Annotated in this window: 14 protein-coding genes; 5 read left to right on the forward strand and 9 right to left on the reverse strand. The window is 45.3% G+C overall.

Features of this window, described 5'->3' with window-relative positions; all coding sequences use genetic code 11:
• Positions 1-87 precede the first annotated feature (87 nt).
• Together IX91_RS03495 and IX91_RS03500 are read right to left on the reverse strand one after the other, a co-directional pair.
• Positions 88-1,626, reverse strand: coding sequence for an alanine/glycine:cation symporter family protein (locus tag IX91_RS03495; protein WP_004744423.1), 1,539 nt, complete (start codon positions 1,624-1,626; stop codon positions 88-90).
• Positions 1,627-1,940: 314 nt separating this feature from the next.
• Positions 1,941-3,191, reverse strand: a complete 1,251-nt coding sequence (locus IX91_RS03500) for a D-amino acid dehydrogenase (protein ID WP_004744422.1) — start codon at positions 3,189-3,191, stop codon at positions 1,941-1,943.
• Positions 3,192-3,295: 104 nt separating this feature from the next.
• Here IX91_RS03500 and IX91_RS03505 point away from each other — a divergent pair, with 104 nt between their 5' ends.
• Complete coding sequence (locus tag IX91_RS03505) at positions 3,296-4,180, forward strand: LysR substrate-binding domain-containing protein (protein WP_004744421.1); 885 nt, start codon at positions 3,296-3,298, stop codon at positions 4,178-4,180.
• A gap of 144 nt (positions 4,181-4,324) precedes the next feature.
• Positions 4,325-5,302, forward strand: a complete 978-nt coding sequence (locus IX91_RS03510) for an ion channel (RefSeq protein WP_004744420.1) — start codon at positions 4,325-4,327, stop codon at positions 5,300-5,302.
• Between the two features lie 5 nt (positions 5,303-5,307).
• On the opposite strand, the gene IX91_RS03515 is transcribed toward IX91_RS03510, so the two are convergent.
• Both IX91_RS03515 and IX91_RS03520 read right to left on the reverse strand, forming a co-directional pair.
• On the reverse strand, positions 5,308-5,847 hold the full coding sequence (locus IX91_RS03515) for a hypothetical protein (protein WP_004744419.1): 540 nt from the start codon (positions 5,845-5,847) through the stop codon (positions 5,308-5,310).
• 148 nt (positions 5,848-5,995) lie between these two features.
• Positions 5,996-6,721 (reverse strand): DUF3581 domain-containing protein, encoded by a 726-nt coding sequence (locus tag IX91_RS03520; RefSeq protein WP_004744418.1) that lies wholly within the window; start codon positions 6,719-6,721, stop codon positions 5,996-5,998.
• A 232-nt stretch (positions 6,722-6,953) separates the two neighbouring features.
• Between IX91_RS03520 and IX91_RS03525 the strand changes: the two genes are divergently transcribed.
• Positions 6,954-8,222 (forward strand): O-acetylhomoserine aminocarboxypropyltransferase/cysteine synthase family protein, encoded by a 1,269-nt coding sequence (locus IX91_RS03525; protein WP_004744417.1) that lies wholly within the window; start codon positions 6,954-6,956, stop codon positions 8,220-8,222.
• Positions 8,223-8,476: 254 nt separating this feature from the next.
• Here the strand turns inward: IX91_RS03525 and IX91_RS03530 are convergent, their stop codons facing one another.
• Entirely contained in the window at positions 8,477-9,754 is a 1,278-nt protein-coding gene (locus IX91_RS03530) for a hemolysin family protein (protein WP_004744416.1), read from the reverse strand.
• A 122-nt stretch (positions 9,755-9,876) separates the two neighbouring features.
• The gene (locus IX91_RS03535) at positions 9,877-10,770 is read right to left on the reverse strand and encodes a LysR family transcriptional regulator (protein WP_004744415.1); all 894 of its coding nucleotides are present in this window, start codon (positions 10,768-10,770) and stop codon (positions 9,877-9,879) included.
• A gap of 109 nt (positions 10,771-10,879) precedes the next feature.
• Here IX91_RS03535 and IX91_RS03540 point away from each other — a divergent pair, with 109 nt between their 5' ends.
• On the forward strand, positions 10,880-11,740 hold the full coding sequence (locus IX91_RS03540; RefSeq protein WP_004744414.1) for an MBL fold metallo-hydrolase: 861 nt from the start codon (positions 10,880-10,882) through the stop codon (positions 11,738-11,740).
• A gap of 59 nt (positions 11,741-11,799) precedes the next feature.
• On the opposite strand, the gene IX91_RS03545 is transcribed toward IX91_RS03540, so the two are convergent.
• Positions 11,800-13,131: an MBL fold metallo-hydrolase RNA specificity domain-containing protein gene (locus IX91_RS03545; RefSeq protein ID WP_004744413.1), complete on the reverse strand. Its 1,332-nt coding sequence runs from the start codon at positions 13,129-13,131 to the stop codon at positions 11,800-11,802.
• Positions 13,132-13,267: 136 nt separating this feature from the next.
• A complete protein-coding gene (locus tag IX91_RS03550; RefSeq protein ID WP_004744412.1) occupies positions 13,268-14,038 on the reverse strand; it encodes a 1-acylglycerol-3-phosphate O-acyltransferase in 771 nt (256 codons plus the stop codon).
• A gap of 168 nt (positions 14,039-14,206) precedes the next feature.
• On the opposite strand from IX91_RS03550, the gene IX91_RS03555 reads away from it, so the two are divergent.
• The gene (locus IX91_RS03555; RefSeq protein WP_004744411.1) at positions 14,207-15,898 is read left to right on the forward strand and encodes a class I SAM-dependent methyltransferase; all 1,692 of its coding nucleotides are present in this window, start codon (positions 14,207-14,209) and stop codon (positions 15,896-15,898) included.
• Here the strand turns inward: IX91_RS03555 and IX91_RS03560 are convergent.
• Positions 15,881-16,864, reverse strand: coding sequence for a nuclease-related domain-containing protein (locus IX91_RS03560; RefSeq protein WP_004744410.1), 984 nt, complete (start codon positions 16,862-16,864; stop codon positions 15,881-15,883). The genes IX91_RS03555 and IX91_RS03560 overlap by 18 nt on opposite strands.
• Positions 16,865-16,867: the final 3 nt, after the last annotated feature.

A 16,867-nucleotide genomic window follows, 5' to 3' on the forward strand; every position in this document is an offset into this window, starting at 1 on the left:
TTGGGAACGATAAGATGAAAGGGGTTAGCCATTGGCTAACCCCTTTTTTTACCACTGCATTTTCTTATTTTTTATAGCGTGTCGCTATTAGGTTGAAGGTTGTTCAACCGGTTTAGACTCAGTTTCAGCCGAAGGCTCTTTGCCTGTCTTACGGCGGTACTTGTCTTCCCAGTAGTCAGCACCTTTGATGCCTAGTTTTACTGGGTTGAACGTGTACTCTGTAACACCTTGTTTTTGTTGCTCTTCATAATCATTCAGAGCTTTCAAAGCAGGCTTAGACATGAAGAAGATGATTAAGATACCAACGATGTTTAGCCACGCCATTAGACCTACACCTACGTCACCCATTGCCCATGCAAGGTTTGCTGTCTTAACTGTACCGTAGAACACGACTGCGATTAGTGCCACTTTTAGTAGGAACATCAGGCCATTAACTTTGATGTGGCGACGGATGTAAGCCACGTTAGTTTCTGCGATGTAGTAGTAAGCAAGAATCGTAGTAAACGCGAAGAAGAACAGTGCGATTGCGATGAATGGTTTACCAATGCCTGGTAGTGCACTTTCAATCGCCATCTGAGTGAATACAGGGCCGTTTGCAGCAATATCAGCAGCAACGTTCTGTACTAGGAAGCCTTCAGCGCCATGAACGTTGTATGCACCAGTGATGATGATCATAAATGCAGTTGCAGAACATACTAGTAGTGTATCGATGTAGATAGAGAACGACTGTACTAGACCTTGTTGCGCAGGGTGATCAACGCTCGCTGCTGCCGCTGCGTGAGGACCAGTACCTTGGCCTGCTTCGTTTGAGTAAACACCACGTTTAACACCCCAACCGATAGCAGCACCAACACCCGCCATAGGTGTGAATGCGTCGCCAATGATCATAGAGAATACGCGTGGTACTTCACCGATGTTGAGAAGGATGATGATGAACGCCGTCACGATGTACGCAAGCGCCATGAAAGGAACAACAATCTGCGTGAAGTTAGCGATACGTTTAACGCCACCGAAGATGATAAACGCTAGGATGACTGAAATCAGTGTACCCGTGAAGATCTTCGCAAAGCTGAATGTACCGATAGCTGTTTCAATCATTTCACCAGAACCAAATGCTGCTTCAACCGCATTACCGATACTGTTTGACTGAACGCCTGGTAGTAGGAAACCACAAGCAAAGATAGTCGCGATTGCGAAGATCCATGCGTACCAAGTTTGACCCATTGCTTTTTCAATGTAGTAAGCCGGACCACCACGGAATTGACCTTCGTCTTCTTCCTTGTAGATCTGTGCCAGTGTTGACTCTGCGTATGCTGTTGCTGCGCCAAAGAAGGCAACAACCCACATCCAGAATACTGCGCCAGGACCACCAAAACCGATAGCCGCCGCAACACCTGCAATATTACCTGTACCCACACGACCAGATAGCGAAACCGCTAAAGCTTGGAATGATGAGATACCCTTAGTAGAACTTTTCCCTGAAAGAAGTAAGCGCCACATTTCGCTAAAGTGACGAACTTGAACAAATCGAGTCATGATCGAATAGAACAAACCAGCGCCAAGGCAAAGGTAAATCAATACCGGGCTCCAGATAATTCCATTCAGAAAATCAACTAATGACTGCATAAGTATTTTCCCTGTTTTGTTTTGTAGTGGTTGTTTTCTGAACAGGATATTACCCTTTCTGTAATGTAATTGTTAATTTATTTATTTGTTAGTGTTAATTAGCGTGACCCAAAACACAAAGTGCTAAAAAATTGTTAAATAGTAGCGATTGATTACTTACTGAGCTTCAATTGGAACGCTATATGGTCGATTGGGGAGGTTTAGCGGTGGATTATATGTACGACAAATAACCCAGTTACGTTGCTATATATTTTGTTAATAGAACGTAAATGAGTTAATTGTGTTGATATGAAAAGTGCGTTTTAGCTTAGCTTTTAGGCATACCTCTCCATGCTGAGTTCTGAAAGAGGCTTCTGACCGTTTGATGCCATCAACTCGGCTAAGATATCAGCTGAACCACACGCCATCGTCCAGCCCAATGTTCCATGCCCTGTGTTGGTGAACAAATTACTGAACTTTGTTTGGCCTATGATTGGCGTTCCATCAGGTGTCATGGGGCGAAAGCCTGTCCAGTACTCAGCCTGAGAGAAATCAACGCCTTGTGGGAACAAGTTACTGACGACGTGATTCAGTGTTGCGAGGCGCTTGTCAGGTAAAGCAGGATCAAACCCTGCTAACTCCGCGGTGCCCGCGACACGGATCCTTTGGTCAAAGCGGGTGAGTGCCACTTTATAGGTTTCATCCATAATGGTGGACGAAGGGGCTTGCTGCTCGTTAGTGACTGGCAGGGTCAATGAGTAGCCCTTAACCGGATAAACCGGAATATCGAGACCGATCGGGTTAAGTAGAGCTTTCGAGTAACTGCCTAATGCGACCACAAAGTGATCGGCACTTAACGTCCCTAGAGAGGTTTTAACACCCACCACCTTAGTGCTTTCCGTCAGCAGAGCCTCAACATCGGTGTTAAACATAAACTCAACTCCGGCTTGCTCTGCCATCTTATGCAGCTGTTGGCAAAACAGATAGCAATCTCCGGTTTCGTCATCGGGCAGGTAAAGCCCGCCAACCAATTCACCTTGCATATTAGCCAGCCCAGGTTCTTGATTGAGGCATTGCTTGGCATCGAGTAATTTGAATTGGGTGCCACTCTCTTCGAGCAGCGCCATATCTTTTTCTACGGCTTTAAGCTGGGTAGAAGTGCGGAATATTTGCAGCGTGCCTTGAGTACGTCCTTGGTAATCGAGCTCAAACTGTTGGTTTAATGCGGCTAAACACTCACGGCTACGATTGGCGATGGTAAGCATGCGAGATTTGTTGACACGGTACTTATCCAACTGGCAATTGCCGAGCATTTGGCTCGCCCAATGGAGCAAATCAGGGTTGAGGGAGGGCTTAATTTTCAGCGGGGCATGTTGTTCAAATAACCACTTAATGGCTTTAGTGGGAATGCCGGGCGCTGCCCAAGGTGAAGAGTAACCATATGAGATTTGACCTGCATTGGCAAAGCTGGTTTCTTCTCCCGCTTTAGCTTGTCTGTCTATCACAGTGACATCGAATCCAGCTTGATTTAAGTACCAAGCACTGGTTAATCCGATGACCCCACTCCCTAACACAATAACCTTCACGAACGCTACTCACAGTTTGAAATTTTGCTAAGGATGAATAATTTACATCTGCTTAACAATCGATAAGAATTGATATTAGGTTTTAGTTTTTCTAAAGGCTTAATATGAAATCGACCTTGCTGCACGGGGTGAACTTAATCTGCATTGTTGCTCGCCATCAGAGCCTAACAAGCGCTGCTAAGGAGCTGAACCTTACACTCGGTGCTGTCAGCCAACAACTACAGCAAATCGAACAACGGTTAGGGTTTAGTGTATTTGAACGTCATGCTCGTGGAATCCGTTTAACAGAGCAGGGCGCGAAATTGGTTGATGCGACTAGCCATCATCTGGCTTCGATTGAAGAAAATGTCTTTCAGCTGACACAGGTTTCAGAGCGTAAGCAGATCCGCCTCAAACTAACACCTTCTTTTGCTTTTAAATGGCTGGTGCCAAGACTAGAAAACTTCCACAAACAGTATCCAGACATTCAAATTCATACCTTTGCAGAAGGGGCGCTCGTTGACAGTGACAAGCGCAACTTCGATATTGCGATTGATTACGGGCCGCTCCCTTACAAGCACTCAGATGCCGAGCTGTTGATGGAGGAGTCGCTGATCCCGGTCATGAGCCGTGACTACTTGCGCTCACATCCGCAGCTAACGGAGGGAAACACCGAATGGCAACAAGTGACACTATTACATGATGTGATGCCTTGGCATGGTGCGCCGAAAGATTATGAGTGGCTCTATTGGGCGTCTCATCAGCAGCTAGATTTTGAAACCAATCGCGGCCATTTTTTTAATCGTACCGATATGGCGATGTCAGCAGCAGAGGCCGGAGTAGGGATAGCGCTAGCAAGGGTTGCTCTATTAGGTGATGAGATTGAACAGGGGAAATTGGTTGCGCCTTTTCCCGCTATCGAAGCCAATGCGGGCTATTTTGTTCTTACTCATATCGATGATCCCTACACTCGATTGTTCAAACAATGGTTGAGAGAGCAGGTCAACTAAATTTCTTACGTAAAGTCAGTCATTAAGCCTAAGTGTTATTAATTAAATTGTAAATAACAATGGCGCGACCATATGCACCCACTACACTTAGTAATGTGTCTATGTTGGCTTCTGCCGAGATAGATAATGTTAGGGGCAGCGCATATGGAATCTCACCAAGGCAAATGCAGCTATCAAAATCCTGATGGCTGGTGCTGCGATCAACCGTGTGGGGAGTCAGGCTTGTGTTACTGGCATGACCCAAAAGTCGATAAAAGCAAAGATGATATAAAAGACCAGGTTGAAGAATGGGCCGCAGCGGGTAAACCTTTAGACGGATTTCAGTTGGCAAAAACAAACCTCGAAGACATAGATTTAGTAAACCGAGGCTGTAAAGAAGGTTATCTATGTCGAGATGTTGATTTTTATCGAGCAAACTTAACCGATGCTCACTTTTTTGGCTTAGATTTACGTGGCTCATCTTTGATGAAAGCCAAGCTTATTGGCGCGAATTTACATTGTGCCAAGTTAGACAATTGCAACTTACTTGGGGCAGAGCTTTCTCGAGCCAAGTTAGAAAACATCGAATGGGGTGGTTGTTTAAAGCAAGAACTTGAAGCGAAGAAAGCGTTAAAGCAGAGGGACCGAAAGAAGTCTGTCATGCTGTGTCAGGAAGCCGAAGAGGTGTGCCGTAACATTCGCAAGCAGTGTGAGAAGCAGGGGCTATTTGAAATGGCTGGTGACTTCTTTAAGCGCGAAATGCGATATCGGCGCTATCAAATGCCATTGTTCAGTTTGAAAAGAATGATTTCCAAGTTGGTGGACGTCTTTTGTGGATATGGTGAAGATCCTGTGCGAGTCGTCGGCTTTTCTATATTCTTGATACTAGTTTGTGCGTTGGCTTATTTCTTGTTAGACACGACCGGAGCACATCCTATTTATGAAGGGGTCACGGGGTGGAAGTTTTACGCTTTAGAGTTTTTCAATTCGCTCTATTTCAGCGTCGTGACCTTTACCACTTTAGGCTATGGAGATATATCGCCCGTCGGGGTCGCGAGGTTTATCGCTGCCTGTGAAGCCTTCTTAGGCAGCTTTACCATGGCGTTGTTTGTGGTGGTGTTTGTTAAGAAGATGACTCGTTAAACCAACTACTTTGCTTTGTAGTCACTATCTAGCCAGTCAGAGAGGATTATTTGGTCGTCTTTGTACTGGTTAGAAAAGTGCTCAATTAAAGCGGCAAGGTGCTCGCCTGTGTCGCACATGGTGTCAGCAACTAAATCTTCAGAGACGGTAATCGCGCCGCCTAGAGGAGTAGCATTTGTCGCTATCTGCACAGGGACAATAAACTTCGACTTACTTTCAAGATGGCACTCTTTTAGTCGCCTAGCTTGCTGGTGGATATTGGCTTTTAACTCTTCAGTATAGTCTTGGTGAACAAGGTCAATGGCGACTGGAAACACCAAACCTCGATAAAGAATCACAACCTCGATACCCACATTAGAATCTGCTTGCGACAAACCCAACACAATATCGCCCGCCAAATGTGGCAGTAGATTTAATTGCTGTTTAAGTAGGTCAATTTTTGTCTGCCAGTCTGAAGTCGAGTGTGAAAGCTGCGCGCAGATGTCTGAGTTTTCAGATTGGACAAAATCGAGAATGGAAGCGGAATATTGGGCTTGTAACGTCATCTTGGTTTATTGGCAAATAAGCGAAAAGCAGAGGCTAACCAAGATAATGTAGTGATGCTAGCGAGTTAGCAAAATTGTTTGAACTTAGTGTCGCGGAAAACAAAAAGGGTTACCCGAGGGTAACCCTTTATGCAGAAATTTTTGCTGATTAAGCGGCGTTTGCAAACTCGGCTAAGAAGCACTCTTTGCGCGCGTTAAAACGCTCGACAAGATCGTCAACCGCATCTTGGTCATAAGGTTTCAAGCCGCTTGCCACCATACGCTTAATGCCTTTGCCAACCACTTCGCCATCTTCTTTAAAGCTGAAGTTTAGTGTAACAACACCACGCTTGCCTTCTACGTCAAAGGTCGCGCCCGCAAACTCAACTTCAGGGTGAGTCAGATCAAGACGATCAAACTCCACTTCCATGCTTTCGTAAATCACTAATGGACGTTGGCAGTTAATCATCATTTGCGCTTCTTCCATGAGCGGCACCATGATGTGAGGGAAGTTCATGCCAGAGAATTGAACATAGCTAGTAACAACATGTTCGATAAATGCAGCATCACGGCTAACTTCACCTTCGCGCGACATGTGCAGGTATTCTTTCGCGTTCTCATCGACCAACGCGCTTTCTTTCTCACACTTATTCTCAATTGATAGCGAAATTCCATCGTTAACCATGCCAGAGAAGTCAAAGCGCATTTTTTGGCTAATGCCTTCTTTGCTTAGCAATACCGCAAATAGCAGATCGCCAGGTACGCAGAAGCGTTTGTTGTCTTCATCATGGATAGGGTTAAAGTCACCTGCGACCTTCTTAGCAAAGTGGCTTGCTTGTTGGCGAGTGAACTGGAACTGATTGTTATCTTGTGAAAAATACGGTGTCAGAAACATACTTTTATTCATGTGGCTATAACTGCCGCGCAGTATACATGAAGCTATGCAATTAAATGGTCTATCCAGATGATATTGACCAAAGCTTAACCTTTGCAGTGAAAGTGACTTTGAAAATAATGCGCCCCTGAATGTGAATGAATCCACATATTTGCGCAATTAATAAACAAGTTAGGGATGATTGCTGATATGACAATACACATAATTCACGTTACTCACGCAAGGAAGGCAAATGAAAGACGAAACGCTCTCAATCCATTTTGGTTATGAAACTGACCCAACAACAAAATCTGTTGCCACACCCATCTATCAAACGGTCGCTTATGAGTTTGATAATGCCCAGCATGGCGCCGACCTGTTTAACTTAGAAGTTCCGGGCAATATTTATACGCGCATCATGAACCCAACCAATGATGTGTTGGAAAAACGCATGGCAGCTTTAGAAGGCGGGATTGCTGGTCTTGTTGTGAGTGCGGGTAGTGCGGCAATCAACTACGCAATCCTGACTTTGGCTCAAGCCGGTGACAATATTGTTTCGACACCTCAGCTTTACGGTGGCACTTATACGCTATTCGCGCACATGCTGCCAAGTCAGGGTATCAATGTTAAATTTGCCAAAGATGATAAGCCAGAGAGCCTTGCCGAGCTGATCGACGAAAATACCAAGGCTGTTTATTGTGAAAGTATCGGTAACCCAGCCGGTAACATCATTGATTTAGAGCGAGTAGCAGAGCTTGCTCATGCTCAGGGTGTACCTGTTATCGTCGATAACACCGTTGCAACGCCAGCGCTTTGTAAGCCAATCGAGTTTGGTGCTGATATTGTCGTACACTCACTGACTAAGTATGTTGGTGGTCATGGTACGACGCTTGGTGGAATCATTATCGACTCCGGTAAGTTCCCATGGGCACAGCACAAAGATCGTTTCCCTGTATTTAATCAGCCTGAGCCTTCATATCATGGTGTTGTTTACTCAGAAGCCTTTGGTGAGGCGGCCTTTATTGGTCGTGCGCGCACCGTACCATTGCGTAATACAGGCTCAGCCTTGTCACCGATGAATGCCTTTATGCTGATGCAAGGGCTAGAAACATTATCTCTGCGCATGGAGCGTCACACTGAGAACGCAATGAAAGTAGCCGAGTACTTACAGCAGCACGAGAAAGTGAACTGGGTGAGCTACGCAGGTCTGCCAAGTTCAGAGTTTTTCCCACTTGCAGAAAAATACATGAAAGGTAAACCTTCAGCGATTTTATCTTTTGGTCTTAAAGACGGTTACGATGCCGGTGTGCGTTTCTATGATGCACTGCAGATCTTTAAGCGTTTGGTCAACATAGGTGATGCTAAGTCACTCGCTTGCCACCCTGCCTCAACCACGCACCGTCAGCTAAGTGAAGCCGAACAGAAACAAGCAGGCGTCTCACCAGAGATGATCCGCCTATCTGTAGGTATTGAGCATATCGACGATATTCTTGCTGATTTGGAGCAGGCGCTAAATGCCTAGAGGTAGGAACGGACTGCGTCCTATGGATCGCTCTGCTTCTGGAAAACTAGATAGGGCTTTCGCCTTGAAGGAATACATTGTCATTCCATAGAGTGACGAAGGAGCGAGTAGGGAATCTCATAAGGTCTTCTACTCGTTTCAAGAGCTCCCCAACTCGTTCGTGCCTCACTCTTGAGGATGACAAGGTAAATTTTTTGAAACTAAAGTTGGCTTCACAACCACTGTGGAGCAACTTTAGTTATCCAGTTATCCAGTTATCCAGTTATCCTAACCACTCTAACCTGCAATATCCGGTTGTTTTGTACCTTCAAAACCTCAAATTGCCACTCTTGATACTCAATCACTTCGCTCACTTCAGGGACTCGGCCGATTAACCAGGTTAGAAAGCCATTCAGGGTTTGGAATCCTTCGCTCTCTTCCCCTTCGAATGTGCTGATGTCTAAACGTCGTTTTAGCTCATTGAGTGGAATCAGTGCATCCATCCACCAGCTACCATCTTGATGTTGCCTTGCCCATGTGTGTTGGGGCGCTAAGCCGAGTTCTCCTGCGACTGACTCAAGAATGTCGTAGTGGGTGACTAGTCCTTGGATGTCTCCATATTCATCGACGATAAACGCCATCTCACAGTTGTTTTGCTGCATTTGATTGAGCAAAGGCAAGCCTTTCATTGACTCGGGGAAGTATCGCGGCTTTCTTACTAAGCGAGCGATCTTTTCAATCGAAAGCGATTCATATTGGTCGAGCAGAACCTTAGAGGAAATCGTCCCGATAATATTGTCTAAGCCGCCATGACAAACCGGCCAAACCGAGTGCTGAGTCTGACGAATCTGCTTTAAACAAGACTCAATGGGCTGCTCAATATCGAGATAATCCATATCGCAACGCGGCGTCATCAAAGAGGTCACTAATCGGTCATTTAAATGCAGAATATTACGGATCATCTCTTGTTCTTGCGGTTCAATTGCACCGGACTCAGAGCCTTCATTGACCACAGCAAAAATATCTTCTTCGGTGACTTGGTCATTATCGCCGCCGTTTTGACGAAATAGCTTAAGTAACGCATCGGTAGAGGCACTCAGCAGAACCACAAAAGGTGTGGTGATAATAGCTAGCCAATGGATCGGGTAGGCGACAATAACCGCAATCTTCTCTGCATTTCGCTGAGCAAAACGTTTTGGCACCAACTCACCAACCACAATCGCAAAATAAGTGATTAATACAACGACACTGGCGGTTGCGACGATAGAAGCCAACTCAGTATCAAGCCCTTGCTGTGTGAGCCACAAAGAAAAAGGTGCAGAAAGGGTCGCTTCACCAAAAATACCACTCAAAATACCAATAGCCGTGATACCAATTTGAATGGTTGATAAAAATCGGGTTGGGTTGTTCTTTAGCTCAAGAGCGAGCTGTGCGGAAGGTTGAGTCTGAGCTAGGCCTTTTAAACGACTCGATTTAGCGGCAACAAGCGCCAGTTCTGACATGGCAAACAAGCCATTAAGGGTGATAAGCCCCACCAGTATGAATATGTCCATTGAGAGTTCCAGTGATAAACACCTGCTCAGAATAGCGCCACTGGAGAGGAAAAGATATCGACATGTCAGCGAATAGTTTTTGTGGTTTCGATTAAAAAGAGTGATGCCTAAGCGAGACTCTTTTATCCCAGACTTTGCTGCTGTTCAAAATGATTCACAAGGAAATCTATCAAGGCTCTGACAGGATGAGATAAGTGTTTGCGAGAAGGGTAGAGCAGATACATTTGCAGTGTATTCAGTTGCCAGTCTGGCAGTATCCATTCCAGTTCGCCATTGGCTATTTTGCTATCGGCTAGGTAGGTTGGCTGCATGGATATTCCTAACCCAGAGAGTGAGCCATGGAGTAACACAGTGGCTTCGTTAGCAGTGATATCACAATTCACTTCGACCTGATGTTTTTGCTCACCTTTCGTCAATTGCCAGATATGGCGACCAAAGTTTTTGTAGCCGAGGCAAGCATGCTGCTCCAAGTCTGCTGGGTGGGTAATAGCGGCTCGCGCATCTAAGTAGGCTTTAGATGCCACCAACTTAGAGTGGCAAACCGCAAACGGGCGTCCTATTAAGGCAGGATTCGGATCATTGGTGGTTCTAATAGCAAGATCGATTCTTTCGCTGACCATATCTACGGCTCTGTCTTGAGCATCTATATCGAGCCTTATTCCCGGATATTGTTGGCGAAAAACCGTCAACGCAGGCATCAGTTCTGAAAATCCAAACGACATGCTGACTGATACGCGCACAAAGCCTTGTATTGCCTGGGTAGGCATTAAGCTTTCTTCAATTTGTTGCGCTTGTTCTACCCAGCGCTGTAAGTCTGGCAGCATTTGTTCCCCGGTATTGGTCAGGGAGACTTTGCGAGTGGTGCGTTGCAAGAGCCGCGCACCGAGCCAGTTTTCTACCGCTTCAACATGGCGAGTAACCATAGGGCGAGAGATATCTAAACGGTCGGCAGTGGCGGTAAAGCTCTCTGTTTGGGCCACATCCAGTAGCACTTTTGCTGCGGTTAATTTGTCCATTGATATGATCGTTTTACGAAATAATGATGAAAAGAATAGGCTCTATTTAGAAATAAAACCAGAGGCTAACATGCTTAGCAACAAAACAAGCAATCCACTAGGAGACAGCATGAAAGCCTTAACAACACTTGCTTTACTACTTACCACTTCTTCAGCTGCGATGGCGGCAACCGATTTGAACTTTGAGGTTTACAACGCTGATGAGCACAGCTTCAACGTCACTTCGACTCTGGTTGTTGGAGAAACAGAATCTTTACTTATTGATACTGGCTTCACCCGCGCGGACGCACTCCGTATTGCAGCTAAAGTATTGGATGCAGGTAAACCACTAAAAACCATTTTCATCAGTCAGGCTGATCCGGATTACTACTTTGGCGCGTCTGAATTGCTCACCATCTTCCCTGATGCGCATGTGGTCACCACGGCCGCGGTAAGGGAGGCGATTGCGAAAAAACTAGAGAAAAAAGTCAGCTTCTGGGGGCCGAAAATGGGCTTAAATGCGCCGAAGGATCCTGTTCTGCCAGAGGTGGTTAAAGGTAACGAGTTAACGATTGATGGTGAAAAGATCGAAATACGTGGTACAGAGGGAGTGCTAGCGCATCGACCATATTTGTGGGTGCCAAGTGAAAAAGCCGTATTAGGTAACGTTGGCATTGTTCAAGGTATGCATGTGTGGATGGCCGATACTCAAACCGACCGAGAAGTTAAAACATGGTTGGCGCAGTTGGAAGAGATGCAGGCACTAAACCCAGAATTTGTTGTGCCTGGACATATGCAAAAATCAGGTCGATTGGATGCCAGCACCATTGCTTATACTCATACATGGATAGAGCGCTTTGTTGAAGCGAAAAAGCAGAGTAAAAACAGTGCTCAACTGATTAAGATGATGACTAACCATTACCCAAAACTCGGTTCAGATTTTAGTCTAGAACTTGGTGCTCAGGTCCACATGAAGGAGGCGAGCTGGTAACTGTCTCTTAGCCGATATCAATGGCGACTTAGCGAACAGGTTAAGGCTGTTCGCTTTTGTTAGTCGGAGTCGCTTTTTACTTCGAACCCGAGTGCTTTAAGTTCAGATGTAAACTGCGCTTGTGTATCGGGCTCGCCATGAATCAAGTGAATTTGCTTTGGTTTGTCAGCAATACCATGGATAAAGCGCAGTAGATCGTGTTTATCTGCATGGGCAGAGTAGCCTGACATTGTATGAACCTGCGCTTTGACTTCGATCTCTTCACCGTCAATCTCCACATTCATCGCGCCAGATTGAATTTCTCGGCCCAAAGTCCCTTGCGCTTGATAACCTGCTAGAAGAACATCGGTTGTTTCCAAAGGCAGTAACGCTTTCAGATAGTCCATGATACGACCACCTTGGCACATTCCAGAGGCAGCAACGACTATCGCAGGCTCTTGGGTGGATTGGAGACGATTAACCAAGCGCTGATGAGTGCGATGATCTTCGACTGTAATACATTGCTCGAACGCGAGTGGGTGGCGATGCCTCTCTAGCCGCTGTTTCGCTTCTTTGCCCCATAACTGTTTGAAATGGCGATAGGAACGAGTGACACGCTGGGCCATGGGAGAATCGAGAATGATAGGGATAGAAACATCAATTTGATGGTGGTGGATGAGCTGCTCAATATCGAACAGTAATTCCTGAGTACGTCCAACACTAAACGCAGGAATTAAGATTGCTCCTCCATCTTCAAGAGAGCGATCTATGATGGCTTTTAACCGCTCACCGCGTGTGGCGATATCTTCATGCTGTTTGTCGCCATAGGTTGTTTCAATCAGCAGGCAATCGGCACGTTGTGGAGATTTAGGATCAGGTAGGAGTGGGGTGTTATTTGGACCGAGATCGCCAGAAAAGACCACCACTTCTTGATTCGCCAAGCGCACTTCCACATAGGCGGAACCAAGTATATGCCCCGCGGGTTGAAAACGTATCGTCATCGAACCAAGGGGATTAAACTCGTCTAGGCAATGCCAACAATTATAGTCCAATGGCTTAATTAGGCGACGTATCTTGTTTAACACGCGCTCGGTTTGTTTGCGGTCTAAACCGAGTTGCAGCTTTAGGCTATCTTCGAGCATTAACGGGATCAGTTCGGCTGTTGCGGTCGTACAGTAAATAGGTTGGTTATAGCCAGTTGCGAGTATCCATGGTAGTCGACCTATGTGGTCAATATGGGCGTGGGTAATGACAATCGCGGTCAAGTGAGAGGTTTCAAATTCAATATCCAATGGCCGAGCATCAGCGCCTTGAAACAGCCCGCAGTCGATAAGAATGGCTTGAGCCTCTGATCTGAGCTCATGGCAAGAGCCAGTAATCGTCTGTTTGCCGCCATGGTGAATGATCTTCATGTTAAATCCTCGCAACCGTTTCAAGCTGACTGTGCCGACAAAGCTATTTTACGACAACTAGCCCAGCCAAATTTGCGAGGATTGAACACTTTTGGCAGTAAGTTATAGAGTACTCAGTTGTTTATCTGCGACTGAGTTACTCTTTGATCGTATTATCCTGTGTATTTACGCCACAGCTTTGTTGCGCTTCGAACGCTGCCACTTCTTTATCCAGCTCTGCGATTTTCGCTTCCATTAATTGGTGACAATGCTCAGCAAGAGCGCGGGCATCACTCAGGTTGTATTGAGTGGTATCAATTGGCTCAAGCATTTCAGTGATCACCACACCATTGTTGCGACGGTTAAGGTCAATCTTATTGTACGTGGTGCTCACTACCATAGGTGTAATGGGCACACCGGCTTCAATTGCCATACGAAAGGCACCGGTTTTAAACGGTAGCAATCCTCTCCCTTTACTGCGGGTACCTTCCGGGTAGGCCCAAACGGACAGGTCGCGCTGGTGGATGGCTTCCGCAACTTGCTTAATCGTATCGCGAGCTTTGGACTTATCTTGGCGGTTAATCAAAATATTGCCTGTGATCCAATATAGTTGACCAAAAAAAGGTACCCAAATCAGTTCTTTCTTACCTAATGAAACGGTACGTGGTCTTAGCATTCCCGGTGAAGTAACAAAGTCATATACGCTTTGGTGGTTAGAAATATAAACACTGTTTTTCGGCGTAGGCGCTCGGTCTAACCCGCGCTGAATCAGTTTTAAACCTACCAGTTTGTGCAGTTGGTTAAACCAACGACAAAAGAAATACACATGCCGCGGATTTCTGGGGCTAAACAGGCAATAAACCATAGCGAAGAGGGTCATAAACACGATAAAAATAGCAGCCAATACAAGGCGAAGAATACTTAACAAAACGCGCTCCTTCCGTTATCCAACCCACGTATGAGTGGTCAATCTGGTTGATACAGTTAGAGTTTTAATTCTATTTAACCAAATTGCAACAAGTTTTGCTGGCACTTGGGTGGTAATCAATTATAAAGCCAATTACTATGCAGTAAGTTCCAATTCGGTAGCAAAACTATGTCTTCAAGTTCTTCTTTTTACGAGCAAAATGCGGAACAACTGTGCGCTCAATATAACGCTCTCCAAGCGGAATCAGTGAATAGCGCTTGGCGCCTCTATTGGCCTATTTCGGGGGATAAAGTCCTTGATGTCGGTGCAGGGTGTGGGCGTGATGCGAAGTGGATGGCGGAGTCTGGTTGTGAAGTGTATGCCATCGAACCTTGTCAGGCTTTACGCAATCTAGGCAATGAACACACAGGGGAATCTGTTGTTTGGCTTGATGATTCGTTACCCGCTTTGTCTCGTACAACCAACTTAGGTATTCGGTTTGATGTGATTCTGGTCAGTGCTGTTTGGATGCATCTTGCTCCGACACACAGAAAGCGCGCATTCAGAAAGCTCGCCAACCTTCTCGCACCCAATGGAAAGTTGATCATTACTCTCCGTCACGGTGAATTTGATGATGGTCGGGTGAGCTATGACGTCTCGGTTGAGGAGTTGGAACAACTCTCTAAAGACAGTGCTCTATTGGTGCGCGACGTTACTGACCAATCGGATCAACTCAATCGCTCTGATGTTTCATGGCAAACGGTTGTCATGACATTACCTGATGATGGTTCTGGTGACTTAAATAAAGTCCGCCATATCATCGTTAATGACACTAAGTCAGCTACGTATAAATTGGCGTTACTACGTACTTTGTTACGTATCGCTGACGCACACTCCGGGGCGGTTATAGATCGAAGTGACGGCAAGGTCGCTATCCCATTAGGTTTGGTTGCTCTTTACTGGAACCGTCAGTTTAAGCGCCTGATAGACATTGAAGATATTCAGCAAAGTGCCAATTCTTCGGCTGGACTTGGTTTTGTAAAGCCCGAAGGGTGGGGAAAGCTAACTCACTTAGCTGCTGAAGATCTCGCGGTTGGTTCACTCTTTACGGGTGAAGAGGCAAAAGCTTTAGACAAGGCCATTCGCGACACTTTAGCTACATTGAAGAGTGGTCCGGTCAAATACACTTACCAAAGTGATATTTCAAATCCCTATTTTCATATGCACCGTAGAAAGTATAAGAAAACTAGCTCGTATATTATCGATTTGGATTTCCTAGAAAGTTACGGTGAGTTTGTTTTGGACGAGAGTCTGTGGGACTGTTTCCGTTTGTACCATTCTTGGATAGAGCCACTAGTTGTAAATCAATGGATCTTAGAAATGCAGCGCTTTGAGAGGAATAAGCAGCGCAATATTTCTTTGCAAACTTACCATGACTGCCTTGTCTGGATAGACCACAAACACAATACGCGTGATGTTCGAACTAGGATTGAGGCATTACGTAGAGACAGTTTAGTGATGAAAAGTGTTTGGAGTGGTAAGTCCCTCAAAAATGACTACCACATTGATCACTGCTTACCTTTTGCTCATTGGCCGAATAACGATAAGTGGAATTTACTGCCAACCACGGCAAAAGAGAATCTTGATAAAAAAGATCGTATTCCTACTCATTACCGTCTTTGCTCATCTCGCCAAAGGATTTTAGAGTGGTGGCAATTAGCTTGGGGCGAGAACGAGCAGTTACAACAATGCTTTTTCTCGGAAGCCACGCTTGCCTTACCAAATGTCCCAAACCAATGCCGCGACTTTGAGCAAGTCTTTGAAGCTCTTGGCCTTCAAGTAAGAGGGGTTAAGAGTCGATTATTAGTTGGTGAGTGGTGATGCCTTTGGCGATGTGTATTGAGTCTTATAACCACATTCGCAGGTTAGTGTATAGACACTTTTGTTTTTCGAGACACCTACAGCTTTTCCCCCACACGAGAGGCACACTTGCTTCATTGATGTATTTGTTTGGCAGTTCTCACATTGGACATAGTAACCAAATCGTCCCGATTTTTCTGTTGTATGGTAACTGCCGCAAGCTCGGCACTTAAACCATGAGTTTTGTTTGTTAGAAGAGATTTTTTGCGGTTGAAGATCTGACTTGGTTTCAAGGTTTTGGCTTAAAGACTCTTCTGGGCAACTAGGTGATGTTTGGTTTTGTGCGGATCCTAATGGCTTATGTTGACCAAGCAAGAAATTGCGTACTTTCATCATTTCTTCGGGTGAAAAATTAGGGTTAGTATTAAACATTGTGCTGCTTGAAGAAATCAGAGAACTAACTTTGTTCGCTATTTGTTCCGCTTTAACTATCTGATTAGAAATGGATTTAGGCATTGAATCCCTTTCAATCAAAGTCTCATTTGAAGAGGCACAAACGAGATCCCAACATCTTCCGCCAAAATACGCTTGTATTCCTATCAAAGCGAGCTTGTTGAGCATGATGTCTGCATTCTCATTAAGTAACTGCTTTAAAAGCTTTTTCTGTAGATGTGCTTGAGCAATAGGAGATGCCATACCTTGCCAGTGGCCGTTAAATGTTCTTTGCCACTCTAGTTGCTTGTTTACTCTTACCTTGCCTTTGATCGACTTTGATTCAATTAGAATAAAGCCTTTTTTATACAGGATTAGGTGATCAATTTGGGCAAACTGCTCATTGTGCTCAACTCTTAAATCATTGAAGACAAAAATGTCTTCTCTATCTGCAAACTCTCTGGATAGGTAGAAAGAAACATCTTTTTCTACCTTTTCTCCGCTTTTCTGTCTCTTGTTGTTCGCGGATTTTCCATCTCGGTTTTTAACTATCATAAC

The sequence above is a fragment of the Vibrio tubiashii ATCC 19109 genome (assembly GCF_000772105.1).
In the GTDB taxonomy this organism is placed as follows: domain Bacteria; phylum Pseudomonadota; class Gammaproteobacteria; order Enterobacterales; family Vibrionaceae; genus Vibrio; species Vibrio tubiashii.